This window comes from Pseudarthrobacter sp. MDT3-1 (assembly GCF_054510755.1).
In genome coordinates, this window is the sequence record NZ_JBTNDX010000010.1 from 1 (window position 1) to 25,880 (window position 25,880).

Here is a 25,880-nt window from a genome sequence, read left to right on the forward strand (position 1 = left end):
ATTCCGTAACTTCGAAAACTACAGAATCAGAAACCTACTCGCAGCAGGAGGCCACCGCCCCTACCGGAAGAAATCACCCAACCACGCTTAGGGACGAAGGGCCCGTTTTCGGAGCATACGCGCAGAAGCCCGCCCCACCAATGGCGGGACGGGCTTCTGTATAAGCGGGTTTAGCGCTTGGAGTACTGCTGAGCCTTGCGGGCCTTCTTAAGACCGGCCTTCTTACGCTCGATGACGCGTGCGTCACGGCGCAGGTAACCGGCCTTCTTCAGGGTGGCGCGGTTGTTCTCGGTGTCGATCTCGTTCAGTGAACGGGCGATGCCGAGGCGCAGGGCACCGGCCTGGCCGGAGATGCCGCCACCGTGGATGCGGGCAATGACGTCGTAGGCGCCGTCAAGATCTAGGATCTTGAAGGGCTCGTTGACATCCTGCTGATGCAGCTTGTTCGGGAAGTAGTTGTCCAGCGCGCGGCCGTTGATGGTCCACTTGCCGGTGCCGGGTACGATGCGTACGCGGGCAACAGCTTCCTTGCGTCGGCCAACTGCGGCGCCGGCGACGGTCAGTGCCGGGCGTTCCTTCTTCGGCGCTTCTGCTTCTGCAGGACCGCTCTCCGAGGTGTAGCTGGTCGGGTTTTCCTCAGCCACAACGGCCTCGGTGGTCTCTTCGTTCTGAGCCACGATTCTCCTTGTATAGATAAGTTGTTTGGTGGCCAGGACTACTGGGCGACCTGGGTAATTTCGAACGTCTTGGGCTGCTGGGCGGCGTGCGGGTGCTCTGCACCGCGGTACACCTTCAGCTTGCCCAGCTGCTGTGCAGCGAGGGAGTTCTTCGGGAGCATGCCCTTGATGGCCTTCTCAACGGCGCGGACCGGGTTGGATTCCAGGAGTTCCGCGTAGTTGACGGAGGTCAGGCCGCCCGGGTAGCCGGAGTGGCGGTATGCGCGCTTCTGCTCCAGCTTGGCGCCGGTCAGGGCTACCTTCTCAGCGTTGATGATGATGACGAAGTCGCCCATGTCCATGTGGGACGCAAAGGTGGCCTTGTGCTTGCCGCGCAGCAGGATTGCGGTCTGGCTCGCGAGACGACCAAGGACAACGTCTGTGGCGTCAATGACGTGCCACTGGCGGTTGATATCGCCGGGCTTCGGGGTGTACGTACGCACGGTTTTTGCCTCGTTCTTGTTCTGGCGTTCTTGTTTAGGTGTCACTCAAGCGTGTGCACCTACTATCTATGCGCTACCGGAACAGAGGTGAGGGCTCCATGTAACCAGTCATCCTGAGGTCCCGAATGTGCCCTTTGAGTAGTTATCCTGCAACCGGATTCTCAAGCGGGCACGCATCATCGAGAAAGGACACGCACAACGACTACCAATGTTAGCTTGAACCGGGCCCCAGGGTCAAAATGGGGTAGCCGGATGCTCCGTCGCCACACTCCGGCCTGACAAAAGCGGGGGAACTCAGTGATTTCTTTGGACAATGCCGGTCCGGCCGGCCCGCTGCTGGTGGCCGGGATCGCACTCCTGGGACTCATTCTTTCACCCCTGGCCGAGCTGGCCATTGCCAGGCTCCTCCCCCGCCTCGGCGGACTGCCTGCGATCCGTACCAGGATCACGACGGCGATCATCACCTCCATAGTCTGCGCCGCCTTCACACTGAGGTTTGGGGCTGAGCCCTGGCTGCCGGCGTTTATCTTTCTTGCCGTTCTGGGTGTCCAATTGGCAAGAATTGACATCTCGCTTCATTTGCTGCCGAATCCACTCGTTCTATTCCTGCTTTTGGGTGGCCTTTCGTTATTCCTAGCCTCCCTTCTTGCCGAATTACAGTGGGCCAACATCCTTCGAGCAGCGGCCGGCGCTGCAATTTTGTTCGCGATCTACCTGATTCTGGCCCTTATCTCCCCCGGCGGCATTGGAATGGGTGACGTCAAGCTGGCAGGACCGATCGGGCTCTACTTGGGGTACCTAGGTTGGACGCAACTGCTGTACGGCGGCCTGCTGGGGTTCGTACTGAACGGCGTTGTCACCTTGCTCGTAGTGCGCAAGAACCGTGTTGAACGGGCCTCAGAAGTGGCTCACGGTCCCTCCATGCTCGCTGCAACCGCGGGCGTCGCAGTCTTTTTGCTCTAGTCCGGGGTCCCTGCAGCACGCTAATCCTCCCTGTTGCACTCGAAGTAAATCCAAGTGGAGGACTGGGCGTTAATGCCGTTTATGTGAGTACTGGCGCGGGGGTTTCGAGTACGCGCTCAAGACACCCTTCGGAAAGTCGAGTACTACTACGCATTGTTGCCCGCGTTACGCCGGTGCCAATCTTTTCTTAGCGAAGTCCAGCCGCTAAGGAATTATGGGGGCAGCTGGAAATTCGTTGAAAAAAATATCCCAATCAATTTCATCGAATTAAGGATTCTTAAAATGACTTCTCTTATGGTCTCAATGACTGCTTTCATTGCCGGCGTCAAGAACCGACTCACGTCAGAAAAAGGCGCAACCATGGTTGAGTACGGCATCATGGTCGCCTTTATCGCCGTCGTCGTGATGGCTGCAGTCATCATCCTGGGTCCGCAGATCGCCGGCCTCTTCACTCGGGTATCAAACGCCCTTTAGGCTCCGACGCCGGCGGTGGACGAACAGCGGAATCGCTGACCTTCGTTCTCACCGCCGGCCCAGGACCTTCCTACATGTATGTAAGGGGAAGAAGAAATGAACGCTTTCATCGCCACTATCAGTTCCGTTTTTCACACCGCCAAGGCCCGGCTCAGCGCCGACGAAAAAGGCGCAACCATGGTTGAGTACGGCATCATGGTCGCCTTTATCGCCGTCCTGGTCATGGCCGCAGTCATCATCCTGGGTCCGCAGATCGCCGGCCTCTTCACTTCAGTTTCCAACGCCATCTAGCAGTGCAGCGGCTCTGGTGGTGGCCAATAAGGGAGCCACCAGAGCCCGCCAATCCATTGTCGAAATTCTTACTGGGCATTCTGGGAGACCGACGTGAAGTCAAGTACGAAAGAAAGAGGCGCTGTAGCAGTGGAGATGGCAATTGTCCTTCCACTGCTGCTGCTGATCCTCTTAGGAATCATAGAGTTCGGCCGGGCTTACAACGTCCAAGTCTCCCTCACCCATGGGGCACGCGAGGGCACGCGCCACGCGGCCATCCACTACAACAAAGCAACCCTGGACGTAGAAGGTGCGGTACTCGCAGCAGCGCCCTCACTCCAGGATCTAGGCGTAGCGGTCGCGGACAACGCAAGCGGCTGCCCCTCAAGTTCTGACGTGCAGGTAACTACCAACGTGACCTTGCCGTCACTCACCGGCTTTCTAGATGCCGGCTTCTTCGGTGCCCCTGGCATCTTCCCATTGACATTGACTGGAGTAGGGGTGATGAGATGCGGTGGCTAACCCGGCACTCTTTGTCGAACACAAAGTCTTCAAGCAAGATTCAAGACTCCCAGAAGGGCGCGGCAACCGTCATGGTCGCCGTGCTCATGGTGGCGCTCCTGGGCATGGCGGCCCTTGCTGTGGACGTGGGGGCGATGTACTCAGAAAGAGCGCAGCTGCAAAACGGCGCCGACTTTTCTGCCCTGGCGGTCGCCGACGACTGTGCGAACGGGGACTGCGGCGATTTCATGGCAACAGGCAACGACTTGGCCAACGGTAACGCCAACGACAGTTCCAGCGGAATCGCAGCCATAACGTTCCCAGACGCCAACACGGTCCGCGTCGAAACGAACGCCCGTGAGGCTGGCTCCGGCGATGATCACTTTTCACTCTTCTTTGCCCGTGTCATGGGCATCGACACTGCGGAGATCACCGCCGTCGCTGAAGCTTCCTGGGGCCCACCGAACGCTGGTTCCACGTTGCCATGGACTGTCAGTGAGTGCGTCTTTAGAAAGCAGCTCTCCGCGAGCCAGCTCGCAGAATTGGACTCCACGGGGGATTTCACTGGAGATCCCTCCGCAACCCACATTCTGCTGCGGTACGACGAAAGGGCGCCAGTGGTCCCCGGGTGTGCCGCAGAAAACGGATACCGACCTGGCGGCTTCGGATGGTTGGAGGTTTCTCGTGGCTGTTCGGCGGACATTGACCTTAATTCCGACGTTGACGGTCAGCCCGGAAACCACTTTCCAACGGAACATGAGTGCGATGCCATCCTGGCCAACATCATGGACGAGCCTGCGTTGATTCCACTCTTCGATTCCAATTCGGGCAACGGCAACAACACCGTCTATTCGCTAATAGGCTTCGCCGCCTTTCAAGTAACGGGTTACAAGTTTGGCGGCCCCTCAGTCACCCACGTCGACCCGGCCGCCCCGAGCTGCACAGGCAACTGCCGAGGCCTCCAGGGCTTTTTCGCCCGCTTCGTTTCTCTCGGGGAGTACTCCCTTTCGACCGGTGGCGGTCCCAACTACGGAGGAACCGTGGTGGCTCTCACCGAATAACGGAATGTAGTTTCTCTCATCCAACACATCTATGAAGGAGTTACTGAAGTGAAAACACGCCTACTGGGAGGCTTAGCCGCATTACTGCTGGCAGTAGTTGGAGCCGTTCTCCTCTTTGTTTACGTACAAGGCGCGGCAGCCCGCGCCCAAGAAGGGCTTGAACCTGTAAACGTCCTCGTCGTTACGGAACGCGTTCCTCTTGGAACGAAAATCTCGGACCTCGCGGGAAAGGTCAAGACCGAGGCCCTGCCGAAATCGGCCGTGCCGGAAGGCGCTCTCGTGACGTTGGATGGCCAGGACGGGAAGGTCACCTCCGCTGGCCTTGAGCCAGGAGAGCAATTGCTGGCCGCGCGCCTCGTGGATCCCCGCGACCTGGTGCCGGGTACAGTGCCGGTGCCGGAAGGAATGGAAGAAGTTACTTTCCTGCTTGCTCCGGAACGTATCCTTGGCGGCAGAGTGGATGCTGGCGACACGGTCACTGTCTATTCATCGTTCGATAGCGGAGACCAACCGTCCACAGGACTTCTTTTCCACGACGTCCTTGTCACAGCTGTACAAAAAGCGGCAACCGAGACGAAGAACAGCACCGGTTCAAGCTCCACGGAGAAGACGGTCGAGATGCCAAACGGTTCGGCCTTCATCACCGTCGCCAGGAGTGACGCAGACGCAGCAAAACTGGTCTTCGGTGCTGAATTCGGAACCCTCTGGCTCGCCAAGCAAACCGACACCACAGCTAAGACGGATCCCCCTGTCACAACTTTCGGTGGTCTGTACTGATGAGCCGCTTTGTGGCTATCACCGCAGTCCGCGATTTTGAAGGACGTGTTCGCCAGGCAATCACGGGGGCGCTCCACGGGGAGTTGCAGACCCTCTCTCCTGAGGTACTGTCGGGCGGTCCCGACGATGTTTTCAAGCAACTCAACGGGGCACCGCCTGAGGTACTTATCCTCGGCCCAGGAGTCACCTCTGACGATGCATTGAAGCTGGCAACGGTATTCGACCTTCAGTATCCCGAGATCAGCCTTCTTCTCATCGCAGAACCCAACCCCGACCTGGTACTGCGCGCGATGCACTCCGGAATAAGGGACGTTGTCACATCAGAGATCGGCGTCAACGAACTCCGGGTACTCCTGGAGCGGGCCTGTCTTGCATCTGCCAGTCGGCGCCGCGGCATGGGTCCTGCGGCTGAGGGAGGCCAGGATCGTGGAAGGGTTATAGCGGTGATGTCGCCCAAGGGCGGCGTTGGCAAAACCACCGTTGCCACAAATCTGGCCATCGGTCTGGGCAAAGTAGCTCCGATGAGTGTGGTCATAGTCGATTTGGACCTTCAGTTTGGTGACGTTGCTTCGGGCCTGCTTCTGGAACCGGAACACTCGATCACCGAGGCAGTTCACGGGGCCGCGTCACAGGACTCCATGGTGTTGAAGGCGTTCCTTACCGTCCATCCTGCAGGGATCTATGCCTTGTGTGGACCCAGAACGCCAGCGGAGTCGGACTACATCACGGCGGACCACGTCAGCCGCCTCATCAATCAGCTGGCCAGCGAGTTCAAGTACGTAGTGGTGGACACTGCCCCAGGACTCGGCGAGCATTGCCTGGCCACACTGGAGCTGGCCACGGACGGAGTCTGGGTATGCGGGATGGACGTGCCCAGTATCCGTGGCCTCCATAAGTGCTTTGGAGTGTTGAGAGAACTTCAGCTTCTCCCCCAGGGCCGTCACACTGTATTGAATTTTGCCGACCGGAAGAGTGGCATATCAGTCCAGGATGTTGAAGCAACGATTGGCGTGCCAATTGATGCAGTGATTCCCCGCTCCCGGACGCTTCCATTTTCAACGAATCGCGGCGTACCAATACTCCAGAGCAACACAAGGGATTCAGCCTCCAAAGGCCTCAAGAAACTGGTGGATCGGTTCGATCCGGCGTGGGTTTCTTCCACACACAATAAGCTGCACCGACGGGTGGTTGTCTCGTGAAACTGTCAGATCGCCTTTCCAAGATAAGCAATAACGTTGAGGTGTCCACGCCGTCCGGACCCGAGACTGAGCCGCCCGTAGCTGCTCCAGTCCCGTTCTCGCTCCCGGCACCATCGTCGCCATCCCCGGTTCTCGGAATGTTGTCGACGTCGGCGTCCCCTGGTGGGGGGAACCCAGCACCTGCTGTAGATGCCCTCGCTGGCCTCAAGCAACGGGCCGCGCAGGCCCTGTTTGAGCGCATGGGCACCCGCTTCGGTGATGCGACGTCATCCGAGGATGGACTTCGCGCCAAAGCGGTGGAGGAACTTTCAACAGTCATCGACCAGGAACAGGTTCCGTTGTCTCCTGAAGAGCGGCGGCGGCTGATCCGCGAGATTGCGGACGAGGTGATGGGCTACGGCCCCCTGCAGCGTCTGCTGGAAGATCCGTCCGTCACAGAAATAATGGTCAACCGATTCGACCAGATCTACGTCGAACGTCACGGACACATCACATTGACGGGTTCGCGCTTCAGCTCCGACGACCACCTCAGGACTGTCATCGAACGGATCGTGTCGCGGGTTGGGCGCCGAATCGACGAAAGTTCGCCGCTGGTTGATGCCCGGCTTGAGGATGGCTCCCGCGTCAACGCGATAATCCCGCCACTCGCCGTCAACGGGCCGTCCCTCACCATCCGAAAGTTCAGCCATGTGCCTTTGACGGTCCAGAACCTGATCGATTGGGGCTCCATTACACCGGACATGGCCGAGTTGCTCAGCGCCTGTGTGCGGGCGCGTCTGAATATCATCGTCTCGGGCGGAACAGGCACGGGCAAAACTACGCTGCTCAATGTGCTGTCCTCGTTCATCCCTGAGGATGACCGCATCGTGACCATAGAAGATGCTGTCGAGTTGCAACTGCAGCAGGAGCACGTAGTCCGTCTGGAAAGCCGGCCGCCGAACATTGAGGGCAAGGGCGCAGTCGGCATCCGCGATCTCGTGCGTAACTCTCTTCGTATGCGCCCGGACCGCATTATCGTCGGTGAAGTTCGTGGCGGAGAGTCGTTGGACATGCTCCAGGCAATGAACACCGGTCACGACGGCTCATTGTCAACCGTCCACGCCAATTCTCCCCGGGATGCGATCGCTCGCTTGGAGACCCTGGTGCTGATGGCGGGGATGGACCTGCCACTTCGCGCCATTCGGGAACAAGTGTCATCGGCCGTGGACCTGATTGTTCAAGTCACCCGCCTGCGGGATGGGTCCAGGCGCGTCACTCATGTGACCGAGGTCCAGGGGATGGAAGGCGAGATCGTCACGTTGCAGGATGCCTTCCTCTTCGACTATTCCGCGGGAATGGACGCACAGGGGCGCTTCCTCGGGAAACCAGTTCCCACCGGCATACGCCCGCGATTCCTGGATCGATTCTCTGAGCTTGGGATTGGGGTTTCTCCTGCGGTATTTGGAGCTGCAGTGGCACCTATAGGGAGGCGATAGGTGTGGATACTCCCATCGTTTTCGTCCTGGCGGTTGCGCTTTGCCTCATCGCCCTGGTTCTGGTGATCTTCGTCGTCTTCAAGCCCCGCTACGGATCAATCCCCGCGGACCGACGGCGCCCGAGTACGCAGCCAGACCAGTCCACAGTGTCAAGGATGTCCCAGTCTGCTGTTACGGCAGTGGAAGGTGTGATCGGTGATTCAGGAGGTCCGTACAACCGGGAAGTACTCTATAACGCGGGCGTGAAGATGGCGCCGGCTGACTTCACCGTGGCCGTGGCCGTGGCCTCGATCCTGGTGGCCGCCTTCGGAGCTTTGATAACACATCCCATAACCGGCATCTTGCTCGGCGTCGCGACGCCATTCCTGGCAAAAGTCGGACTCAGTGTCCTCAGGGACAAACGACGGGCTAGGTTTGAAGCTCAACTCACCGACACGATCCAAATGCTCATCGGTGGGTTGCGTGTGGGACATAGCGTCCTGCGCTCCGTCGAGGCCGCTGCCCAAGAAGCTGACGCACCCACTTCGGAGGAATTCCTACGTATCGTGAACGAAACCCGGATCGGCAAGGACGCGCGTCAGGCCTTCGACGATGTGGCCGATCGCATGGACAGCGAGGATTTTCGGTGGATCTCGCAGGCCATCCAGATCAATCGCGAAGTCGGCGGTGATCTGGCGGAAGTGCTAGAGCAGGTTGCGGGAACCATACGGGAACGCAGTGAGATCAAAGGCCAGATTCGCTCCTTGAGCGCAGAAGGAAAGATGTCTGCTTATGTCCTGATGGCCATGCCAGTTGGAGTGGCCGTGATACTCGCCTTCATCAACCCTGGATACCTGAACGTATTTGTTGAGCATCCTATCGGCCTAGTGATGCTTGTCGGAGGCTTGCTGATGTTCGCGGTTGGCGGCCTCTGGATGAGCCGCGTCGTCAAGATCAAGTTCTAGGGGGACCAAATGACACCTATAGCCTTGCTACTTATTTCACTCGTAATAGTGCCTTCGTCTTACCTTGTATGGGCGCTCGTCAGTTCGGACAGGAAAGCACTCCTGGCCGTTCAAAGTAACCTGTCACAGGGTTTCGTGCAGGAAGGCAGCGTGTCCGCGCAGCGCGCCCCGGTTTTGTTGGATCTTTCCAAAAGACTGACGCCGGCGGGCTACGAAGCCAAGCTCGACCGCTGGCTGTCCTTGGCCGGGCGACCCACATCCATGCCACTGGACAGGCTGGTTATTGCAAAACCCTTGCTAGCGCTGGCCGGAGCAGCCTTCGGACTGCTCCTGTACTCCAAGGCTCCGACGCCGCAGAACATCGGTTGGGGACTCTTCCTCACGGCGTTCTTTTACTTCGTGCCTGACTTGCTGATCTACAACAAAGGCATAAAGCGCCAAAAGGATATTGAGCAAGAGCTACCTAACACCTTGGATCAGATGCTCATTTCAGTGGAGGCCGGGTTGGGCTTCGAAGCTGCAATGGCAAGGGCCGGAGGCTACGGGGGTGGAGCCCTGGCCCAGGAACTCATGCGCACGCTGCAGGACATTCAGGTAGGACGCCCTCGCCAGGAATCCTACGAGGCGATGGCAGATCGTTCTTCCGTTCAGGATCTCCGCAGCTTCGTGCGAGCAGTGGTGCAGGCGGACAAATATGGGATTGGAATTGCAAGAGTCCTGCGGACTCAGGCCAAACAGGCACGCGTAAAGCGGCGCCAGCGGGCCGAAGAAAAGGCAATGAAGCTGCCGGTGAAGGTCCTCTTTCCCCTCCTTTTGTGCATCTTCCCCGTTCTGTTCATCGTTCTCCTAGGACCGGCCGCGATCAAGATCATCGAAGCCTTCAGCTAGGCGTCACTCCCCAAGCGCCACCCGGCGCCCCAATACCGGACCCCCTCGGCACCCAGAACCGAGGGGGTCCGTTTGCGCGCCCTCACGGTGTCGATTCCAAGCATCACCGCAGAAAAGTCGCAGAGTAAGTGAAGGAAATACGCAGCTGTAGAAGCCTTTGCGCAGGATGTAGCGAGATCCGATCAACGTTGTATCAAGGGTTGCTAACTTCGTTCTAGAGCTGGTGCAGGGCCAGCCATCCGACTCGCTCAGGAGTACGAAATGCTTTCTCTTATCGCCACCCTTCAGACACTCGGTTTCAAACTCAAGAACCGCCTCGATAACGAGAAGGGTGCAACTGCTGTCGAATACGGCATCATGGTTGGCCTCATCGCCGTCGTCATCATCGTAGCTGTGAGCCTTTTGGGCACAAACCTCGACGCGCTCTTCGACAAGGTGAACGTCGCAATCTAAGCCGTCGTCGTTCCCATGTATCAATATGTGGCATCTGGCCCGGCGACGTAACCCACTCAAAACCGTTGTGCGGTGCAGTCCTAAACCTGCGCCGCACAACCTGTTTTCGCTGTTCGAACACACGCGGTTGACCAGAAGACAAGAGAGGCACGCAGAGAATGCTCGAGCCATCCGAACGCGGGGCAGCGGCCGTTGAGTTCGCGATACTGCTTCCTGTGCTCCTCCTGCTTGTCCTTGGAACCATAGAATTCGGCCGGGCCTACAACTCCCAGATCACTCTCACGAACGCGGGCCGAGAAGGAGTGCGGGTCATGGCGATTGCCAATGACCCCGTTGCCGCCAAGGCAGCAGCCAAGAACGCTGCAGCGTCGGTCAGCACAACGATCTCGGATTCAGACATCACCTTGAGCACTGATGTTTGCAGCACGGGGAGCCAGGTCACCCTCACCATCAAGTACAACTTGTCCACCATCACCGGCATCGCGGGCCCCTTCCCGATGACAGGCAAGGGAGTTATGCTGTGCGGCGGCTGACCGGGAACAACGAAAACGAGCGCGGCGCCCTCAGCGTCATCATTGCAATCCTCATGGTGACTCTCCTCGGCTTCGTGGCGATCGCCGTCGACGTGGGCGTCATTTACTCAGAACGCGCGCAGCTGCAAAGCGGCGCGGACGCCTCCGCCATTGCACTGGCCCAGAAATGCGCCCGCCAGGCCAGCAGTGAATCTTGTTCCACGACGTCGACGCTCGCCACCAGTCTCGCCAACCAGAACGCCCTCGATGGCATGAGCACGGTCCACTCTATTGCACTCGATAAGACCGCCCGGACCGTATCGGTGACCACGTCCGCGAAGGAAGCCGGCGGCGTGGATAACTCGGTGTCCCTCTTCTTCGCGGACATCTTGGGAGTGCCCACCAAAGAGGTCGGCGCACGGTCCTCCGCCGTTTGGGGAAGCCCAAAGGCTGGACGCACCGCCTTCCCCCTCGCATTTTCCATTTGCCAGGTTAAGGACAACATCGGCGCCGGGCTGCAGTTGCTCCAGGAACACGGCAAGAACGCCAACGCGGACTGCAACTACGGCCCGTCCGGAGCAGCAGTGCAGGGCGGTTTCGGCTGGTTAGTCCAGGACACAGGCGCCTGCGGCGGCACCATTGACCTCGCGGTTAGTGAAGGCGGCAGCGACCCCGGCAACAACGCTCCTGGAAACTGCTCAACCGAGCTCAACCGCTGGGCGAGTGAAATAACAGCCGGGCGCGACGTCATCATCCTCCTGCCCGTTTTCAATAAGGTCACCGGAACCGGTGCCGGTGCCATTTACGGAATGGTGTCATTTGCCGCTTACAAGGTAACCGGCTGGAAGTTTAGCGGCAGCACGGGTTTGCCCTACGAGTTCCAAAGTGAGGGATCTACGACAACGGGCGTCACCACCGCGACCGAATGCAAGGGCGAGTGCCGCGGAGTTATCGGCAGCTTCGTCAAGTATGTGTCCCTCGCGGATGGTTACACTCTCGGGCCCGTGGACGAATACGGCGCCACCATCGCCCGCATGACCCTATAGTCCACTCGCACCCGCCGATCCCCAACCCAGGAGTAAAAAGTGAAGTCTCGACTGCTGGCAGGAACGGCTGCGATTGCGTTGGCGATCGTGGGCGCACTTCTCATCATCTTCTATGCGCAGGGGGCCGACCAGCGTGCCATGGCGACGATGGAGCCAGTGAACGTCCTCGTGGTCAAGGCAGCAATTCCCGCCGGAACCCCCGTTAACGAGATGGCCGCCTCTCTCGTCATCGAGCAGGTTCCCGCCGCCGGCGTCGCCGACACTGCGCTCAGCAACCTGGACAACTCCGCCGGCACTGTCAGTGCCGTACCCCTCGTCCCGGGTGAGCAGCTTCTCGCCGAACGGCTCGTCGCCCCGGAACAAGTCAAACGTGAGGGCGCCCTGAAAGTCCCGGCCGGCTTCCAGGAAGTCTCCTTCGAAGTGGAGCCGAAGAGGGTTGTCGGAGGACGCATCGACGTCGGCGACCACGTCGGGTTTTTCCTCTCGTTCGAGAAGGGAGCCTTCAAGGCCAAACCCGAAGATGAAACTACACAGCTAACGGTCCACAAGGCTCTGGTCACTGCAGTCCAGCGCGCGCCGCAGACCACGCCAGCCGAAAAGCCTGCGGAAGGCGCACCCGACCCGCAGGACACCACCCTTCCGGAGGGCTCGCTCATGCTCACCGTCGCGGTCAACGACGTCGACGCCGGCAAGATCGTTTTCGCCTCCGAGTTCGGCCGCATCTGGCTCACCAAGGAACCTCTTGACGCCCAGGACAACGGACCCCGCATCGAGCGCAAGGAAGTGGTGCACAAGTGAGCCGCTTTGTCCTCCTCTCCCCCAACACAGATTTCGACCGCAAAATTCGCCAGGCCGTAGCGAACGGAATCCGGGGCACGGTGCAGACCATCGCCTCGGACATCCTCCCAGCCGGCCCGCAGGAACTCTTTGCCCTCCTCAACCAGGAGCAGCCCGAGGTTCTCATCATCGGGCCGGATGTTTCCGCTGATGAAGCGTTGCGTTTTGCAAAGGTCTTCGACGTCCAGCTGCCGGGGCTCAGTATCGTCCTCGTCAGCGATGCCGATCCGTCCGTCCTTCTCCACGCAATGCGCGCGGGTATCCGGGACATTATGAGCCCCAGCGCCGATGCCGCCGAGATTCGCGTCCTACTGGAACATGCCTGCCAGTCCTTCGCGACCCGAAACCGCACTCTGGATGCACCGCCGGCCGAAAATGCCGGCAAGGGACTGGTGGTCGGAGTATTCTCCCCCAAGGGTGGCGTGGGCAAGACCACCCTTGCCACTAACATCGCCATCGGGCTTGGCCAGATCGCACCCATGAGCGTTGTCATCGTTGACCTGGACCTCCAGTTCGGCGATGTCGCCTCCGGCCTGTACCTCAATCCCGAGCACACCATCACGGACGCCGTGACACCGGCCGCAGCGCAGGACTCCCTTGTCCTTAAGGCCTTCCTGACCGTCCATCCGGCCGGTATCTACGCTCTCTGTGCGCCGCCAACCCCGGTGGATGCAGACCACATCACGCCCGATCAGATCACGCACTTGCTTGAGCAGCTGGCCAGGGAGTTCCAGTACGTGGTCCTGGACACCGCACCCGGTCTCCCCGAGATCGGGATTGCGGCCATGGAACAGTGCACCGATGTGGTGTGGGTGAGTGCCATGGACATCCCCAGCCTCCGCGGCCTGCGGTCCGGCTTGGAAGTCCTCCGGCAATTGGAAATCACGCCAGAGTCACGGCATGTAGTCCTGAACATGGCTGATGCTAAAGCAGGCCTGACCGTCCAGGACGTCGAGTCCACCATCGGCGCTCCCGTGGACATCAGCATCCCGCGTTCCCGCGCCGTTGCGCTTTCCACCAATCGGGGCATCCCCGTCCTGCAGGAATCCAAAAAGGATCCCGCTGTCAAAAGCCTCAAGCAGCTGGTTGAACGCTTCAACCCCGCTTGGCGGACCCAGGCCCAGCGCAAGCTTCACCGAAGGGTGGTCATCTAATGAAACTCTCCGACCGGATCAACGCAGTCCAGGACAGGAACCAGGCCGCGCACCCTGCGCTCCCCGTGAGCCCTGCCGTCAAAGGCACGACGCCGGTCCGCACCACCGTACCCCAGCGTGCGGTGTCCGCGACGAGGGTGGAGGAATCCGCTGGATTGCACCCAGCCGCGGTCGTACCTTCACCAGCCACTGCATCGGAACCGGCGGCCCAGACACCCAAGTCAAAACCGGTGGATGTCTTTGCTGCGATGAAACTGCGTGCCGCGAACGCCCTCTTTGAACGGATGGGTACGCGGTTCAACGATACGTCAGTGACAGAACACGAGCTCCGGAGCACTGCTAAGGAAGAGCTCACCAAGATCATTGATGCGGAACAGGTTCCGCTGTCCGCGGAGGAACGCATCCGGCTGGTCCGCGATGTCGCCGACGACGTCCTCGGTTATGGCCCGCTGCAGCGGTTGCTGGACGATCCGGCCGTCACGGAAATCATGGTCAACCGGATGGACCAGATCTACGTGGAACGCAAAGGCAAGCTCATCCTTACCGAATCGCGCTTCAGCTCTGAGGAGCACCTGCGCAAGGTCATTGAGCGCATCGTGTCCAAGGTGGGGCGCCGGATCGACGAGTCGTCCCCGCTGGTGGATGCCCGGCTCGAGGACGGCTCACGCGTCAACGCCGTCATCCCGCCCCTGGCCGTTGGCGGATCATCGCTGACGATCCGAAAATTCAGCAAGGTACCCCTTACGGTCCGCAACCTGATTGACTTCGGCACACTGACCCCGGAGATGGCTGAACTGCTGGACGCGTGCGTGAAAGCCAAGCTGAACATCATCGTGTCCGGCGGCACCGGAACCGGCAAGACCACGCTGCTTAATGTCCTGTCCTCGTTCCTTCCGGGAGACGAGCGGATCGTGACCATCGAGGACGCCGTGGAGCTGCAGATCCAGCAGCAGCACGTGGTCAGGCTTGAAAGCCGTCCGCCCAACACGGAAGGCAAAGGCGAGGTGACCATCCGCGAATTGCTGCGCAACTCCCTGCGTATGCGGCCGGATCGCATCGTGGTGGGTGAGGTCCGCGGTGGTGAATCCCTTGACATGCTGCAGGCCATGAACACTGGCCACGATGGGTCTCTTTCCACGGTGCACTCCAACTCGCCCCGCGACGCCGTCGCCCGTCTGGAAACGCTGGTGCTTATGGCCGGCATGGACCTGCCGTTGCGGGCCATCCGTGAACAGATCGCGTCCGCCGTGAACCTTATTGTCCAGATCTCGCGCCTGCGGGATGGGTCCCGGCGCATCACTCATGTGACTGAGGTTCAGGGCATGGAAGGGGACATCGTGACACTCCAGGACGCGTTCGTGTTCGATTACTCTGCGGGGGTGGACGCCCACGGCCGGTTCCTCGGCAAGCCGGTCGCCACCGGCATCCGGCCGCGGTTCATTGACCGGTTCGAAGATCTCGGCATCCACGTCTCACCGGCGGTGTTTGCCGGTTCTCTCTCCCCGGTCGCGAAATGACCATCGTGACACTGTACGTGGGGATCGTCGTCCTGCTGGCGGCGATCAGCCTCCTCAGCCTCGCGGTACTGGCCCCCGGCACCCCCGAGGTGCCGATGGACCGCCGTCGTCCGTTCGAAACGAACCCGCCGACCACGTTGACGCGCCTCGCGGCCTCTGCCGTGGCCTCCTTCGAGCGGATGTTAGGGGGACGCACCGTTCAGCTCTTCTCCCGTGCGCAGCTTGAAAACGCCGGTCTCCGGTTGAGCCAGGCAGAGTTCTTCATTCTGGTGGCGGCCGGCGCTTGTGTGGGATTCCTCGTAGGCATCGTGACCGTCGGGCCCCTCATAGGGTTGCTTCTGGCGATGCTGTCGCCCTTCGTAGGGCATCTCGTGCTGAATTATCTGGCGGGGAAGCGGCGGGCTAAGTTTGATGCCCAGCTTGGCGATTCGCTTCAGCTCCTCTCCGGCGGACTGCGCGCAGGTCACAGTATCCTCCGCGCGATCGACGCAGCCGCGGCGGAGTCGCAGAAACCGACGTCGGAAGAGATGCGGCGTGTGATCACTGAGACGAGCCTTGGCCGTGACCTGCTGGCAGCCCTCAACGACACCGCTCTCCGGATGAAGAACGAGGACTTCGTGTGGGTCTCCCAAGCAATCCAGATCAACCGCGAGGTGGGCGGCAACCTCGCGGAGGTCCTGGACCAAGTGAACGAGACCATCCGGGAACGAGGCGAGATCAAGGGCCATATCAAGGCGCTTGCCGCGGAAGGAAAGTTCTCCGCCTACATTCTCATTGCCATGCCGTTCGGCATTGTGCTTATGCTCATGACACTGAACCCCGGCTACATGAATCCAATGTTCAGCCATCCCTTGGGCTGGGCCATGCTGGGTGCCTCGTTTGTCCTTATGACCATCGGCTCGCTGTGGATGCGCAAGATCATCGACCTGAAGTTTTGAGGACATGATGAACCCCCTGATACTCCTCTCCGTGGTCCTGGTCTGCGTTCCCGTGGCCGCGATGGCCTGGTCAGTCCTGACAGCCGATCCGAAGGGCCGGGTAGTAACCGCCGAGCTCCTCAGCCGTGGCGCCGCACTCTCAGGCTCAGTACCCGAGCCCAAGACAGGCTTGCTCGAATCCATCGGGCGGCGGCTGACTCCGCCCGCTTACGTCGCATTCCTAGACAGGCTCCTTTCGCTGGCAGGACGGCCGGTATCGATGCCGCTGGAAAAGGTTCTTGCCGCCAAGATTGCCCTTGGCATAGCCGGCGCATCCCTCGGCCTTTACCTGAGCGCCGTCGGCAGCACGCCCATCATGAAGCTCGCGGGCATCTTCCTGCTCTTCCTGGGTTATTTCATCCCGGACCTGATGCTCTACAGCAAGGGCATGGAGCGCCAGAAGGCCATGCAGCTGGAACTGGCCAACACCCTGGACCAGATGCTGATCTCGGTGGAGGCGGGCCTTGGGTTCGAAGGGGCCATGGCCCGCGCCGGCGAAAACGGCAATGGGCCACTGGCCGACGAACTGGTCCGCACCCTGCAGGACATGCAGGTGGGCCGCAGCCGGCGTGAGTCGTACCAGGCACTGGCCGAGCGGACCAACATCCCGGAGCTGAGGAGCTTTGTCCAGGCAGTGGTCCAGGCAGATACCTATGGCATCGCCATCAGCCGGGTGCTGCGGATCCAGGCCAAGGTGATGCGCGTAAAACGCCGCCAACGTGCCGAGGAAAAGGCCATGAAACTCCCCGTAATGATCCTTTTTCCCCTGCTGTTCTTTATTTTTCCCGTGCTCTTCATCGCCATTCTGGGGCCGGCGGTTATCAACGCGGTTGTCACATTCAGCGGGCAATGACGGCAGATACGTCAAGTCAAGGATGACTCAAGGTTTCCACAGGTTCTACTCAAAACGGACTCACAAGTAACTACAGAAAGTAGCCTTGAAGCATGGATAGTCCACGACTCACCTCCAGCAGCGGGGGTGTCCCTGCCGAACCGTCGGCTGCGGGGGCTGCTGCGGGCGTGGGCGCTGGCCTGCCGATGATGGGCGAAGAGCCAGCGCGCTGGGTCGAACCGGACATCCTGGCAGAGCTGGAAGCAGAACTGGACGGCCCCGAACTTGCCCTTGGATTCGCCCGCGATTACGCGTCTTTGTGGGACCAGCGCTTCAGCCGGCTGGCGGCAGCGGTCCACACCGAGGACCGCCCCATTGCTTTGGACGCCGTCATCAGCCTGCGGATCGCTTCAGCCATGGTGGGCGGGATCCGTTTGTCAGTCCTGGCTCAAGCACTGGAGGATGCCATCCGCCGCAGCGACTTCGTCCAAGGCCAGGCACTGCTGGCAACGCTGGCCGAGCACGGAGTGCATACAGTCTCAGAACTCCAGACGAACTACATCCTGAAAAACGACTAACCCTTCAGTGACCAGCCCCCGGCCAGCCCTGCAGGTCGGTCCTTGTTGGTGCGAGCCGGTAGCCCACTCCCCGCACAGTCTGAAGCCAGCGCGGTGACTGCGGATCCTCCCGGAGCTTACGGCGCAGGTTGCCGACGTGGACCTCAACAGCCCGTTCGTCGGCCTCACTGATATAGGCATCCGGCTCGTAAAGGTCACCGCGGACTGCTCGCACCAGATCGGACCGCGTACACACCTCCCCCTCGCCGCGGAGCAAAGTGTGCAGGAGGTCGAACTCGCTGCGCGTGAGCCCAAGGTTGACCTCTCCAATCACCACCGTGCGGGTCCGGTAGTTCAGAATGAGCCCGTTGTGCTGGAGAACTCCCGTGTGGGTGAAGCTCGCCGGCGCGGCCGGAGGCTCGGCCCATGTAGCCGCCTGGGGTGGACTGGCGACCTCATGGCGCGGCCTGCGCATCATGGCCGCCACCCTGGCCCGAAGTTCACGCGGCCTGAAGGGCTTCGCAATGTAGTCGTCCGCACCGGCGTTCAGGGCCGAGAGCAGATCGGGTTCCTCGGTCCGGCCGGTCAGCATTACTACATAGGCATCACTGAAATTCCGGATGCGCCGCAGGACCTCAAAACCGTCAATGTCCGGAAGGCCGATGTCCAGCGTGACCACCTGGGCCTTGTTATGTCGCACCACCTCAACGCCCTCCCGCCCCTCGGCGGCGGTATGGACCTCAAACCCGGCCTGACGGAGGATCCCCTCAAGGAGGTTCCGCACATCGGCGTCGTCCTCGATTACTACTGCTACCCCAATATCTTCCATGTCTATCCCCGATGCCAGGTGGAAGAGGCCCCCATCAGCCCAGCGCCAATCCCTCATCCACTCCAACTCTCTATACGGTACAAGTATGAACGTCGGATGACACGCCTTCCCGCGTTTAGTTTTGGAAAGTCAATTACCATGACAACACATGCATATCCGGATTCTGAAGATAGACCGCGTCAGCCTTCAGATATTCGGTTGCATCAATTCATTGGGGACGGAATGGGGGCCGTCAGAAAAGGTGGAGATTCTATGCCCATACGTCCCTCGCCCCGGGCGGTGGCGCTCTATTTCAAAAAACTTGGCCCCCGGACCCAGGTTGCTTTGTGCCAGCTTCCGCTGTCGCTCATTGTCACCATCCTCGGCGTGATGACACCCTTCACCTGGCCATCTCTGCTGGTCAGTCCCCTCTACATGGCTGCAATCGCCCTTCATCTCATTCTTTTCGTGGCCTGTTTCCTCACTCCCTGGGAGCGCCTGCACCATAGCTCCTACCTGTTAATTCCGGTTCTTGACCTGCTGGCGATCGCGCTGCTGCGCAACGGAGCCGCGCCCCTTCTGCCGGGCCTGGCAATTCTGGTCGTCTTTCCGGTCATCTGGCTGGCCGCTTCCGGCATCATGGTCCGCACAAGCCTCGTGCTCAGCGCAGTAGGGCCACTGCTGATCATGCTCCCGTCAACGGTTGGAAAACTCCCCAACCTCACGGCAGCGGATATCACTTCACTGATCCTATTCCCACTCATGATGCTCGCCGTCTCGCTCGCAATCCGGTTCGCCAGCGTCAATATGCGCGTCCAGCAGCGCGAGCTGCAGGCCATGGGCGAGGAACTGCGGGAGCTGCTCGCCGCGAGCCGGGAACGCGAGAAACTCCTGATGACCATCCTGGACGCCACCGACGTCGGCATTGTTGCCGTCGATTCGAACGGTGACCAGCTGCTGGCCAACAACATGATGCGCCGGTGGCAGCAGGCTGCAGCACCCGCCGGCGTCGTGCCTGCCGACCACAGCGAACAGCGGGTCTTCGCCCAGGACAAAGTGACTCCACTCCCGCCGGACAAGCGTCCCCTCCAGCGCGCCATCGAGGGTGAATCGTTCGCGGACTATCTCGTCTGGATCGGCGATGTCCCGCAGCAGCGCGCTGTGTCCACAGCCGCCAGGCCCTTAATGGACGACGACGGCCGCCTCACCGGAGCGGTGGTCGTCTACAGCGACGTGACGGGGCTGGTTGAAGCCATGGCCGCGAACGAGGAACTTGTCTCGAACGTGTCCCACGAATTCCGGTCGCCGCTGAATTCCATCCTGGGCAACATCGACCTGGTCCTCGAGGACAGCGACGGGCTCTCCGCCCTCACGTTCCAACGCCTGGACGTGGTGCAGCGCAACTCCGAACGGCTGCTTGCCCTGGTCTCGGACCTGACGCTCGAGGCGTCCGCCGCCCTGAACGTCCACCCGAAACGCACGGACATTTCCGGCCTCGTCGAGACCAGCATCGGCTCAGCCCAGGCGCACGCGGAGCGGTCAGCCGTAGCCCTCGTGGCCGATGTTCCCTCCCCGCTCTGGGCATACGCCGACCCGCTGCGGATCGGCCAGGCACTGGACAATCTGGTCTCGAACGCCATCAAGTACTCCCCCGACGGCGGCACTGTGACCATCAGCGCAGCCGGCACCGAGGACTGGGTCAAGCTTGTTGTCCGCGACACCGGCATGGGCATGGCGCCGGAGGATGCGGCCAAGGTTTTCAGCCGGTTCTTCCGCGCCGAATCGGCCCGGGACGCAGCCATCCCGGGAGCCGGGCTGGGCCTATCCATCACCAAAACCATCCTGGAACGCCACGGCGGTGCCATCGCCTGCGCCAGTGCCCTGGGCGGCGGCAGCACATTCACCATGACCCTGCCCACCCCTTCATCGATTGCTCCGTAGAAGCCCTTTTCGAGGCCCAAAAGGGCGCTCACGGAGCAGTCGATGGGTCGGAGCTCGACCACCGGAGCGGACTAGTGCTTGCGGACTGCCCTTGTCAGCTCGGCGCGGGCCAGCATCTCGTCGTCGGACGGATAGGCCACCTCCTCAAGGACCAGAGGGTGCGGGGCAGCCAGGACGGATTTGGCGTCGCGCTTCTTGGCCAGCAGCCGCTCATGCAGCCACCCCGGCTCCTCGATGCCCTCCCCCACGAACAGCGCCGAACCAACCAGGGACCGCACCATGTTGTGGCAGAAAGCATCGGCCTGGACGGTGGCCACAATAACGCCGTCCTCACCGCGGTGGAATTCGAACCGCTGCAGCTCGCGGACGGTGGTGGCACCCTCCCGCGGCTTGCAGTAGGACAGGAAGTTCTGCAGCCCCAGCAGCTGCGCTGCACCTTCGTTCAGCAGGTCCACGTCTAGGGGGCATTGGTGCCAGAGCGTGAAGTACCGTTCGAGCGGATCCCAAAGGGCAGGACCGTCAGCGATGCGGTAGCTGTACCGCCGCCAGAGAGCCGAGAACCTGGCATCGAACCCCACGGGCGCCAAGGACACCAGATGAACCTCGATGGACCCGGTCAGGTCGCCCAGCCCCCGGCTGAGGGCGCCACGAATCCGCCGTAAGAACGCGACGGCGGGATCCAGTTCGTGCCCGCGCGGCAGCTTCAGCCACTCGGCCTCGGTCAGGTCCAGGTGGACCACCTGGCCGCGGGCGTGCACGCCCGCGTCGGTACGCCCCGCCACCGTGACCCGGATAGGCCGGCGGATCAACAGCGCCAGCGCCTCTTCCAGGATCCCTTGGACGGTCCGCAATCCCGGCTGCACTGCCCACCCATTGAAGGGGCCGCCGTCGTACGATAAATCAAACCGGACACGCAAAAACCCGCCGCCCCCCAAAACGGGGGCAGCGGGTTTTTGGTCGTTCATAGACATAAGTCTACTGGAGCGTCAGAGCCTGATTACTCAGCTTCGACGGCCTGAGCAGCTTCGCCACCGGCAGGCACGAAGCCTGCGGCTGCGGCGGACTCGGCAGAGTCGAACCAGACTTCAGCAACCGTGGCGTCGTACCAGCGTGAGCCGGGAACGTGGTACTTCATGGAGTCCTCGTTGCCCTTGACCTCGAAGCCCTCAGGGGCAACGTTGTCAGCCGTAGCAGGCTTGGAGCCGGCGTACTTGGCTTCAGCAGCTTCAGCAACCGGAGCTTCTTCAGCAACCGGAGCAGCCTTGGCGGCAGCCTGGGTAGCCTGGGTAGCCTCGGCCACAACGGCCTGCTTGGCGGAAACCGGCTCGAGAACCAGTTCGATGACAGCCATGGGAGCGTTGTCGCCCTTACGGTTGCCGATCTTGGTGATGCGGGTGTAGCCGCCGTTGCGGTTCTCCACTGCCTGTGCAATGTCGGTGAACAGCTCGTGGACGATGCCCTTGTTGCTGATCAGGCCGAGTACACGGCGGCGGGAAGCCAGGTCGCCACGCTTGGCGAAAGTCACCAGACGCTCGGCGTACGGCTTCAGTCGCTTGGCCTTGGTCACCGTGGTGGTGATCCGCTTGTGCTCGAACAGTGCGGCGGACAGGTTCGCGAGCATAAGACGCTCGTGAGCCGCTCCGCCTCCGAGGCGCGGACCCTTAGCGGGGGTAGGCATAATAGTTTCTCCTCATATGGAAGCCAGTGGGCTGCGCACACCGTGGTGCATCCAGCCAGCCGGCCAAGATCTGTTTGTTAGAGTTCGTCGTCGCCGAAAGCGGCGTCGTCCTCTTCAATTGCTGCGGCGCGTGCTGCGAGGTCAAAACCGGGAGGCGAGTCCTTGAGGGACAGGCCCAGTTCAACCAGCTTTGCCTTGACCTCGTCAATGGACTTCGCACCGAAGTTACGGATGTCCATGAGGTCAGCCTCGGAGCGTGCAACGAGTTCACCCACGGTGTGGATGCCCTCACGCTTGAGGCAGTTGTAGGAACGGACGGTGAGGTCCAGATCCTCGATCGGCAGTGCCATGTCTGCTGCCAGGGCAGCATCCGTCGGCGACGGGCCAATCTCGATACCTTCAGCTGCGGTGTTCAGCTCGCGGGCAAGACCGAAGAGTTCCACCAGGGTGGTACCTGCGGAAGCAACAGCATCGCGCGGGGCGATGGCCTGCTTGGTCTCGACGTCGACAATGAGCTTGTCGAAGTCGGTGCGCTGCTCAACACGGGTTGCTTCCACGCGGAAAGTAACCTTCAGTACCGGCGAGTAGATCGAGTCGACCGGGATACGGCCGATCTCGGAGTCGCCGGACTTGTTCTGAGCTGCCGAAACGTAGCCGCGGCCGCGCTCGATGGTCAGTTCGAGTTCGAACTTGCCCTTCGAGTTCAGCGTGGCAATGTGCAGATCCGGGTTGTGGAATTCGACGCCGGCCGGCGGAGCGATGTCCGCGGCGGTGACGACTCCGGGGCCCTGCTTGCGCAGGTAAGCCACAACCGGCTCATCGTGCTCGGAGGAAACCGACAGGCTCTTGATGTTCAGGATGATCTCAGTGACATCTTCCTTGACACCCGGAACCGTGGTGAACTCGTGCAGCACGCCATCGATCCGGATGCTGGTTACAGCGGCACCGGGGATGGAGGAGAGCAGGGTACGGCGGAGGGAGTTTCCGAGGGTGTAGCCGAAGCCCGGTTCCAGCGGTTCAATGATGAAACGCGAGCGGTTATCGGAGACTACCTCTTCGGAGAGGGTGGGGCGCTGTGCAATGAGCACTTAGGTTTCCTTTCGGCGAGCATCCGCTATATGACGCAACACAGGTGGTGGAAATTCGGTCTGAAGACTTAACGCGGCTGGGCTTGCCCGGACCATTGACGGTCCGGGCAAGCTCAAGCTGCTGGAAAAGCCTTAGACGCGGCGGCGCTTCGGCGGACGGCAGCCGTTGTGCGCTGCGGGGGTGACGTCCTGAATGGAGCCAACCTCCAGGCCAGCGGCCTGCAGCGAGCGGATTGCGGTCTCGCGTCCGGAACCCGGTCCCTTGACGAAAACGTCAACCTTGCGCATGCCGTGCTCCTGCGCACGCTTGGCAGCAGCTTCGGCAGCCATCTGGGCTGCGAACGGGGTGGACTTGCGTGAGCCCTTGAAGCCAACCTCACCTGAGGAAGCCCAAGAGATAACAGCGCCGTTCGGGTCCGTGATGGACACGATGGTGTTGTTAAAAGTGCTCTTGATGTGCGCCTGGCCAAGCGCGATATTCTTTTTGTCCTTCTTACGCGGCTTGCGAACCGCGCCACGAGTCTTCGGGGGCATTTTTTCTCCTACAGAAAGTTATTGGGGGAAGACGAGTCAATCCCGAGGGATTTAACGAGCCTTCTTCTTGCCTGCAACGGTGCGCTTCGGACCCTTACGGGTACGTGCGTTCGTCTTCGTACGCTGTCCGCGCACTGGCAGGCCCTTGCGGTGGCGAATACCTTCGTAGCTGCCGATTTCAACCTTGCGGCGGATATCAGCTGCTACTTCGCGGCGAAGGTCACCCTCAACCTTGTAGTTGCCTTCAATGTAGTCACGAAGTTCTACCAGCTGGGCATCGGTGAGGTCCTTAACGCGGACGTCAGCGCTGATGCCAGTGGCAGCCAGGGTTTCGTGTGCACGGGTCTTGCCCACGCCGTAGATGTAAGTAAGCGCAATTTCCAACCGCTTTTCGCGGGGAATGTCTACGCCAGCGAGACGAGCCATAGAGGCAGTGCTCCTTGAATAAACCGGAGGTCGTAGGCAGTACACCCGCACGTTCTGTGCGGCCCCAGCCTCCGACCGGGGGTTAGCTGTCCGGGCCCATACGTCCCAGTTCAGCTTGTGCTGCCTTTTATTTACTTGCGTGGGTTAGCAACCCAGGATTTCCCTCAGGAGGGAAATTAGCCCTGGCGCTGCTTGTGGCGCGGGTTCTCGCAGATCACCATGACCCGGCCATTACGGCGGATCACTTTGCACTTTTCGCAGATCTGCTTGACGCTCGGCTTGACCTTCATGGCATTCCTTTGCGTGTGGCAGTTGGTCAACTGGAGCAGCCGTCAGCTCATGCTGAGGCCGCCCAGAATTTACTTGTAGCGGTAGACGATACGACCCCGAGTGAGGTCATAAGGGCTCAGTTCCACCACTACCCGGTCCTCTGGGAGAATCCTGATGTAGTGCTGGCGCATCTTGCCTGAGATGTGCGCGAGTACGATGTGCTTGTTGGTCAGCTCAACGCGAAACATCGCGTTAGGCAGCGCCTCAGTCACAACGCCTTCGATCTCAATGACCCCGTCCTTCTTGGCCATAGCCTCCGCTAACTGTTGTTGCCGCAGCCCTGCCGGATTGCACCGGACATGACCACGAACGTTTTTGTTGGATCGGTTATCGCCTCCGGCCCCAAACAGGGCACAGCTGGGCAGACAACCAACAAACCACTTTACTGTAAGTGGGTAGAAAGTCCAAACCAAATATGAAAGTAGACACCTTACCCGGAAATTGGACTTCCCGAAATCCCGTCGAGGATCGCCAAGCGTACGACGTCGGCTGCCGCACTCTGCAGGGTAATGAGACTCACCTGCCGGGCAGTTTCAGTACTCCGGTCCAAAGCCACCTCACCAGTGGCGAGGCAAAAGACAGTATCCCCGTCGGCCAACGTGTGCGACGGATTGAGCGCCCGGGCCAGCCCAGCATGCGCAGCAGAAGCAGTCCGATAGCACTCGGCCACATCGAGCAGGGCGTTTGTGGCCACTACTACAAGCGTTGTGTTCAACGCAGGCGGGCCGGCATCCGCTGACGGGGAATCGGGAACCCGGAAGCGCGCGTCTAAGGTGGGCCCACGCGAGCCGGGTTCCCTGGCCGAGCTTGCGAGGTTAGGGAGCTCGTGGGGCGGCACGACCGAGCGCGCGGAGGGTTCGGGATTTCCCGGAAGCACCACCGGAAATCCCAAGGCGTTCACTACGGCCAGCGCCCCTACAACAACGCCGTTCTCGAGCGTGACCGATGCCGTACCCACCCCACCTTTGAACTGTCCGCGTCCGATCATCGCGCCAGTGCCGGCGCCCACGCTGCCGCGTCCGACGTCGTGCCCGTCCTTTTCGGCAGCAGCGGCAACGGTGGCCGCGTACCCCATGTCCGCCGTCGGGCGCGCTGAGAAGTCGCCTCCCCGGCCCAGGTCGAAGATCGCGGCGGCGGGAACGATGGGCACCACTCCCCCGGTGACGGCGAATCCCCGGCCGTTTTCCTCGCACCAACGCTGTGCACCGTGGGCCGAGACCAGCCCGTAGGCGCTGCCGCCGGTGAGGACCACGGCGTCCACCGTGGACACCAGCGTGGTGGGATCCAGCGCGTCAGTCTCATGCGTGCCCGGGCCACCGCCCCGGACGTCCACCGACCCGACAGTGCCCGGCGGCGGCAGCACCACGGTGACTCCCGTCAGCCAGCCGTCGCCGGTCTTCTGCTCATGGCCAACCCTGATCCCAGGCACATCCGTGATTGCTCCCATGCGATCCATTCTGCGCTATCGCAGTACAGCAC

The 25,880-nt window shown here is 60.9% G+C and carries 31 protein-coding genes; 20 read left to right on the forward strand and 11 right to left on the reverse strand.

Annotated features, from left to right (window positions below; genetic code table 11):
* Positions 1-170 precede the first annotated feature (170 nt).
* A complete protein-coding gene (rpsI, locus tag ACX80X_RS09525; protein WP_056344277.1) occupies positions 171-677 on the reverse strand; it encodes a 30S ribosomal protein S9 in 507 nt (168 codons plus the stop codon).
* A 38-nt stretch (positions 678-715) separates the two neighbouring features.
* Positions 716-1,159: a 50S ribosomal protein L13 gene (gene rplM / locus ACX80X_RS09530; RefSeq protein ID WP_015937805.1), complete on the reverse strand. Its 444-nt coding sequence runs from the start codon at positions 1,157-1,159 to the stop codon at positions 716-718.
* A 297-nt stretch (positions 1,160-1,456) separates the two neighbouring features.
* On the opposite strand from rplM, the gene ACX80X_RS09535 reads away from it, so the two are divergent.
* The 19 genes from ACX80X_RS09535 to ACX80X_RS09625 all read left to right on the forward strand — a co-directional run bounded on the left by ACX80X_RS09535 (position 1,457) and on the right by ACX80X_RS09625 (position 17,617).
* Positions 1,457-2,122: a prepilin peptidase gene (locus ACX80X_RS09535; RefSeq protein ID WP_459308455.1), complete on the forward strand. Its 666-nt coding sequence runs from the start codon at positions 1,457-1,459 to the stop codon at positions 2,120-2,122.
* Between the two features lie 282 nt (positions 2,123-2,404).
* Positions 2,405-2,596 (forward strand): Flp family type IVb pilin, encoded by a 192-nt coding sequence (locus ACX80X_RS09540; protein ID WP_459308453.1) that lies wholly within the window; start codon positions 2,405-2,407, stop codon positions 2,594-2,596.
* Positions 2,597-2,692: 96 nt separating this feature from the next.
* Positions 2,693-2,887, forward strand: a complete 195-nt coding sequence (locus ACX80X_RS09545) for a Flp family type IVb pilin (RefSeq protein WP_459308451.1) — start codon at positions 2,693-2,695, stop codon at positions 2,885-2,887.
* 135 nt (positions 2,888-3,022) lie between these two features.
* Entirely contained in the window at positions 3,023-3,388 is a 366-nt protein-coding gene (locus ACX80X_RS09550) for a TadE/TadG family type IV pilus assembly protein (protein ID WP_459308449.1), read from the forward strand.
* Positions 3,389-3,399: 11 nt separating this feature from the next.
* Entirely contained in the window at positions 3,400-4,428 is a 1,029-nt protein-coding gene (locus tag ACX80X_RS09555) for a pilus assembly protein TadG-related protein (protein ID WP_459311859.1), read from the forward strand.
* A 279-nt stretch (positions 4,429-4,707) separates the two neighbouring features.
* Complete coding sequence (locus tag ACX80X_RS09560; RefSeq protein WP_459311861.1) at positions 4,708-5,205, forward strand: RcpC/CpaB family pilus assembly protein; 498 nt, start codon at positions 4,708-4,710, stop codon at positions 5,203-5,205.
* Positions 5,205-6,404: an AAA family ATPase gene (locus tag ACX80X_RS09565; protein WP_459308443.1), complete on the forward strand. Its 1,200-nt coding sequence runs from the start codon at positions 5,205-5,207 to the stop codon at positions 6,402-6,404. Before ACX80X_RS09560 ends, ACX80X_RS09565 begins: the two co-directional genes overlap by 1 nt.
* A complete protein-coding gene (locus tag ACX80X_RS09570; protein WP_459308441.1) occupies positions 6,401-7,879 on the forward strand; it encodes a CpaF family protein in 1,479 nt (492 codons plus the stop codon). The genes ACX80X_RS09565 and ACX80X_RS09570 overlap by 4 nt, the downstream gene beginning before the upstream one ends.
* Before the next feature lie 2 nt (positions 7,880-7,881).
* Positions 7,882-8,823, forward strand: a complete 942-nt coding sequence (locus ACX80X_RS09575) for a type II secretion system F family protein (protein ID WP_459308439.1) — start codon at positions 7,882-7,884, stop codon at positions 8,821-8,823.
* A 9-nt stretch (positions 8,824-8,832) separates the two neighbouring features.
* A complete protein-coding gene (locus ACX80X_RS09580) occupies positions 8,833-9,711 on the forward strand; it encodes a type II secretion system F family protein (protein ID WP_459308437.1) in 879 nt (292 codons plus the stop codon).
* Between the two features lie 261 nt (positions 9,712-9,972).
* A complete protein-coding gene (locus tag ACX80X_RS09585; RefSeq protein WP_459308435.1) occupies positions 9,973-10,164 on the forward strand; it encodes a Flp family type IVb pilin in 192 nt (63 codons plus the stop codon).
* A 158-nt stretch (positions 10,165-10,322) separates the two neighbouring features.
* Positions 10,323-10,697 (forward strand): TadE family protein, encoded by a 375-nt coding sequence (locus tag ACX80X_RS09590; RefSeq protein ID WP_459308433.1) that lies wholly within the window; start codon positions 10,323-10,325, stop codon positions 10,695-10,697.
* Positions 10,685-11,722, forward strand: coding sequence for a pilus assembly protein TadG-related protein (locus ACX80X_RS09595; protein ID WP_459311863.1), 1,038 nt, complete (start codon positions 10,685-10,687; stop codon positions 11,720-11,722). The genes ACX80X_RS09590 and ACX80X_RS09595 overlap by 13 nt, the downstream gene beginning before the upstream one ends.
* A gap of 39 nt (positions 11,723-11,761) precedes the next feature.
* Entirely contained in the window at positions 11,762-12,520 is a 759-nt protein-coding gene (cpaB, locus tag ACX80X_RS09600) for a Flp pilus assembly protein CpaB (RefSeq protein WP_459308429.1), read from the forward strand.
* Positions 12,517-13,713: an AAA family ATPase gene (locus ACX80X_RS09605; protein ID WP_459308427.1), complete on the forward strand. Its 1,197-nt coding sequence runs from the start codon at positions 12,517-12,519 to the stop codon at positions 13,711-13,713. The genes cpaB and ACX80X_RS09605 overlap by 4 nt, the downstream gene beginning before the upstream one ends.
* The gene (locus tag ACX80X_RS09610) at positions 13,713-15,230 is read left to right on the forward strand and encodes a CpaF family protein (protein ID WP_459308425.1); all 1,518 of its coding nucleotides are present in this window, start codon (positions 13,713-13,715) and stop codon (positions 15,228-15,230) included. The genes ACX80X_RS09605 and ACX80X_RS09610 overlap by 1 nt, the downstream gene beginning before the upstream one ends.
* A complete protein-coding gene (locus ACX80X_RS09615; protein WP_459311865.1) occupies positions 15,227-16,168 on the forward strand; it encodes a type II secretion system F family protein in 942 nt (313 codons plus the stop codon). Before ACX80X_RS09610 ends, ACX80X_RS09615 begins: the two co-directional genes overlap by 4 nt.
* A 7-nt stretch (positions 16,169-16,175) precedes the next feature.
* The gene (locus ACX80X_RS09620; protein WP_459308535.1) at positions 16,176-17,060 is read left to right on the forward strand and encodes a type II secretion system F family protein; all 885 of its coding nucleotides are present in this window, start codon (positions 16,176-16,178) and stop codon (positions 17,058-17,060) included.
* A 92-nt stretch (positions 17,061-17,152) separates the two neighbouring features.
* On the forward strand, positions 17,153-17,617 hold the full coding sequence (locus ACX80X_RS09625; protein ID WP_459308421.1) for an Hpt domain-containing protein: 465 nt from the start codon (positions 17,153-17,155) through the stop codon (positions 17,615-17,617).
* A 4-nt stretch (positions 17,618-17,621) separates the two neighbouring features.
* On the opposite strand, the gene ACX80X_RS09630 is transcribed toward ACX80X_RS09625, so the two are convergent.
* Complete coding sequence (locus ACX80X_RS09630) at positions 17,622-18,425, reverse strand: response regulator transcription factor (RefSeq protein WP_459311867.1); 804 nt, start codon at positions 18,423-18,425, stop codon at positions 17,622-17,624.
* 252 nt (positions 18,426-18,677) lie between these two features.
* On the opposite strand from ACX80X_RS09630, the gene ACX80X_RS09635 reads away from it, so the two are divergent.
* The gene (locus tag ACX80X_RS09635; RefSeq protein ID WP_459311869.1) at positions 18,678-20,345 is read left to right on the forward strand and encodes a sensor histidine kinase; all 1,668 of its coding nucleotides are present in this window, start codon (positions 18,678-18,680) and stop codon (positions 20,343-20,345) included.
* A gap of 71 nt (positions 20,346-20,416) precedes the next feature.
* On the opposite strand, the gene ACX80X_RS09640 is transcribed toward ACX80X_RS09635, so the two are convergent.
* From ACX80X_RS09640 to ACX80X_RS09675, 8 genes are all read right to left on the reverse strand, one after another.
* Positions 20,417-21,310 (reverse strand): tRNA pseudouridine synthase A, encoded by an 894-nt coding sequence (locus ACX80X_RS09640; RefSeq protein WP_459311871.1) that lies wholly within the window; start codon positions 21,308-21,310, stop codon positions 20,417-20,419.
* Positions 21,311-21,342: 32 nt separating this feature from the next.
* The gene (rplQ, locus tag ACX80X_RS09645; RefSeq protein ID WP_459311873.1) at positions 21,343-22,023 is read right to left on the reverse strand and encodes a 50S ribosomal protein L17, sunset domain variant; all 681 of its coding nucleotides are present in this window, start codon (positions 22,021-22,023) and stop codon (positions 21,343-21,345) included.
* 77 nt (positions 22,024-22,100) lie between these two features.
* Positions 22,101-23,111 (reverse strand): DNA-directed RNA polymerase subunit alpha, encoded by a 1,011-nt coding sequence (locus ACX80X_RS09650; RefSeq protein WP_056344331.1) that lies wholly within the window; start codon positions 23,109-23,111, stop codon positions 22,101-22,103.
* Positions 23,112-23,243: 132 nt separating this feature from the next.
* The gene (rpsK, locus tag ACX80X_RS09655) at positions 23,244-23,645 is read right to left on the reverse strand and encodes a 30S ribosomal protein S11 (RefSeq protein ID WP_018769149.1); all 402 of its coding nucleotides are present in this window, start codon (positions 23,643-23,645) and stop codon (positions 23,244-23,246) included.
* Between the two features lie 51 nt (positions 23,646-23,696).
* Positions 23,697-24,071 carry a 30S ribosomal protein S13 gene (gene rpsM / locus ACX80X_RS09660; RefSeq protein WP_028275004.1) on the reverse strand — a complete coding sequence of 125 codons (375 nt, stop codon included), beginning with the start codon at positions 24,069-24,071 and terminating at the stop codon, positions 23,697-23,699.
* A 176-nt stretch (positions 24,072-24,247) separates the two neighbouring features.
* Positions 24,248-24,361 (reverse strand): 50S ribosomal protein L36, encoded by a 114-nt coding sequence (gene rpmJ, locus ACX80X_RS09665; RefSeq protein WP_009358722.1) that lies wholly within the window; start codon positions 24,359-24,361, stop codon positions 24,248-24,250.
* Between the two features lie 69 nt (positions 24,362-24,430).
* Positions 24,431-24,652, reverse strand: a complete 222-nt coding sequence (infA, locus tag ACX80X_RS09670) for a translation initiation factor IF-1 (RefSeq protein WP_009358723.1) — start codon at positions 24,650-24,652, stop codon at positions 24,431-24,433.
* A 179-nt stretch (positions 24,653-24,831) separates the two neighbouring features.
* Positions 24,832-25,848: a P1 family peptidase gene (locus tag ACX80X_RS09675; protein ID WP_459311875.1), complete on the reverse strand. Its 1,017-nt coding sequence runs from the start codon at positions 25,846-25,848 to the stop codon at positions 24,832-24,834.
* Positions 25,849-25,880: the final 32 nt, after the last annotated feature.

What these genes read in the sequence shown, in the direction of transcription:
- ACX80X_RS09540 (WP_459308453.1), top strand. Translation starts at nt 2,405, where the DNA reads ATGACTTCTCTTATGGTCTCAATGACTGCTTTCATTGCCGGCGTCAAG.
- ACX80X_RS09545 (WP_459308451.1), top strand. Translation starts at nt 2,693, where the DNA reads ATGAACGCTTTCATCGCCACTATCAGTTCCGTTTTTCACACCGCCAAG.
- ACX80X_RS09550 (WP_459308449.1), top strand. Translation starts at nt 3,023, where the DNA reads ATGGCAATTGTCCTTCCACTGCTGCTGCTGATCCTCTTAGGAATCATA.
- ACX80X_RS09565 (WP_459308443.1), top strand. Translation starts at nt 5,205, where the DNA reads ATGAGCCGCTTTGTGGCTATCACCGCAGTCCGCGATTTTGAAGGACGT.
- ACX80X_RS09580 (WP_459308437.1), top strand. Translation starts at nt 8,833, where the DNA reads ATGACACCTATAGCCTTGCTACTTATTTCACTCGTAATAGTGCCTTCG.
- ACX80X_RS09585 (WP_459308435.1), top strand. Translation starts at nt 9,973, where the DNA reads ATGCTTTCTCTTATCGCCACCCTTCAGACACTCGGTTTCAAACTCAAG.
- ACX80X_RS09590 (WP_459308433.1), top strand. Translation starts at nt 10,323, where the DNA reads ATGCTCGAGCCATCCGAACGCGGGGCAGCGGCCGTTGAGTTCGCGATA.
- ACX80X_RS09610 (WP_459308425.1), top strand. Translation starts at nt 13,713, where the DNA reads ATGAAACTCTCCGACCGGATCAACGCAGTCCAGGACAGGAACCAGGCC.
- ACX80X_RS09615 (WP_459311865.1), top strand. Translation starts at nt 15,227, where the DNA reads ATGACCATCGTGACACTGTACGTGGGGATCGTCGTCCTGCTGGCGGCG.
- ACX80X_RS09620 (WP_459308535.1), top strand. Translation starts at nt 16,176, where the DNA reads ATGAACCCCCTGATACTCCTCTCCGTGGTCCTGGTCTGCGTTCCCGTG.
- ACX80X_RS09625 (WP_459308421.1), top strand. Translation starts at nt 17,153, where the DNA reads ATGGATAGTCCACGACTCACCTCCAGCAGCGGGGGTGTCCCTGCCGAA.
- ACX80X_RS09630 (WP_459311867.1), bottom strand. Translation starts at nt 18,425, where the DNA reads ATGGAAGATATTGGGGTAGCAGTAGTAATCGAGGACGACGCCGATGTG.
- ACX80X_RS09635 (WP_459311869.1), top strand. Translation starts at nt 18,678, where the DNA reads ATGCCCATACGTCCCTCGCCCCGGGCGGTGGCGCTCTATTTCAAAAAA.
- ACX80X_RS09640 (WP_459311871.1), bottom strand. Translation starts at nt 21,310, where the DNA reads ATGAACGACCAAAAACCCGCTGCCCCCGTTTTGGGGGGCGGCGGGTTT.
- rplQ (WP_459311873.1), bottom strand. Translation starts at nt 22,023, where the DNA reads ATGCCTACCCCCGCTAAGGGTCCGCGCCTCGGAGGCGGAGCGGCTCAC.
- rpsK (WP_018769149.1), bottom strand. Translation starts at nt 23,645, where the DNA reads ATGCCCCCGAAGACTCGTGGCGCGGTTCGCAAGCCGCGTAAGAAGGAC.
- rpsM (WP_028275004.1), bottom strand. Translation starts at nt 24,071, where the DNA reads ATGGCTCGTCTCGCTGGCGTAGACATTCCCCGCGAAAAGCGGTTGGAA.
- rpmJ (WP_009358722.1), bottom strand. Translation starts at nt 24,361, where the DNA reads ATGAAGGTCAAGCCGAGCGTCAAGCAGATCTGCGAAAAGTGCAAAGTG.
- infA (WP_009358723.1), bottom strand. Translation starts at nt 24,652, where the DNA reads ATGGCCAAGAAGGACGGGGTCATTGAGATCGAAGGCGTTGTGACTGAG.
- ACX80X_RS09675 (WP_459311875.1), bottom strand. Translation starts at nt 25,848, where the DNA reads ATGGGAGCAATCACGGATGTGCCTGGGATCAGGGTTGGCCATGAGCAG.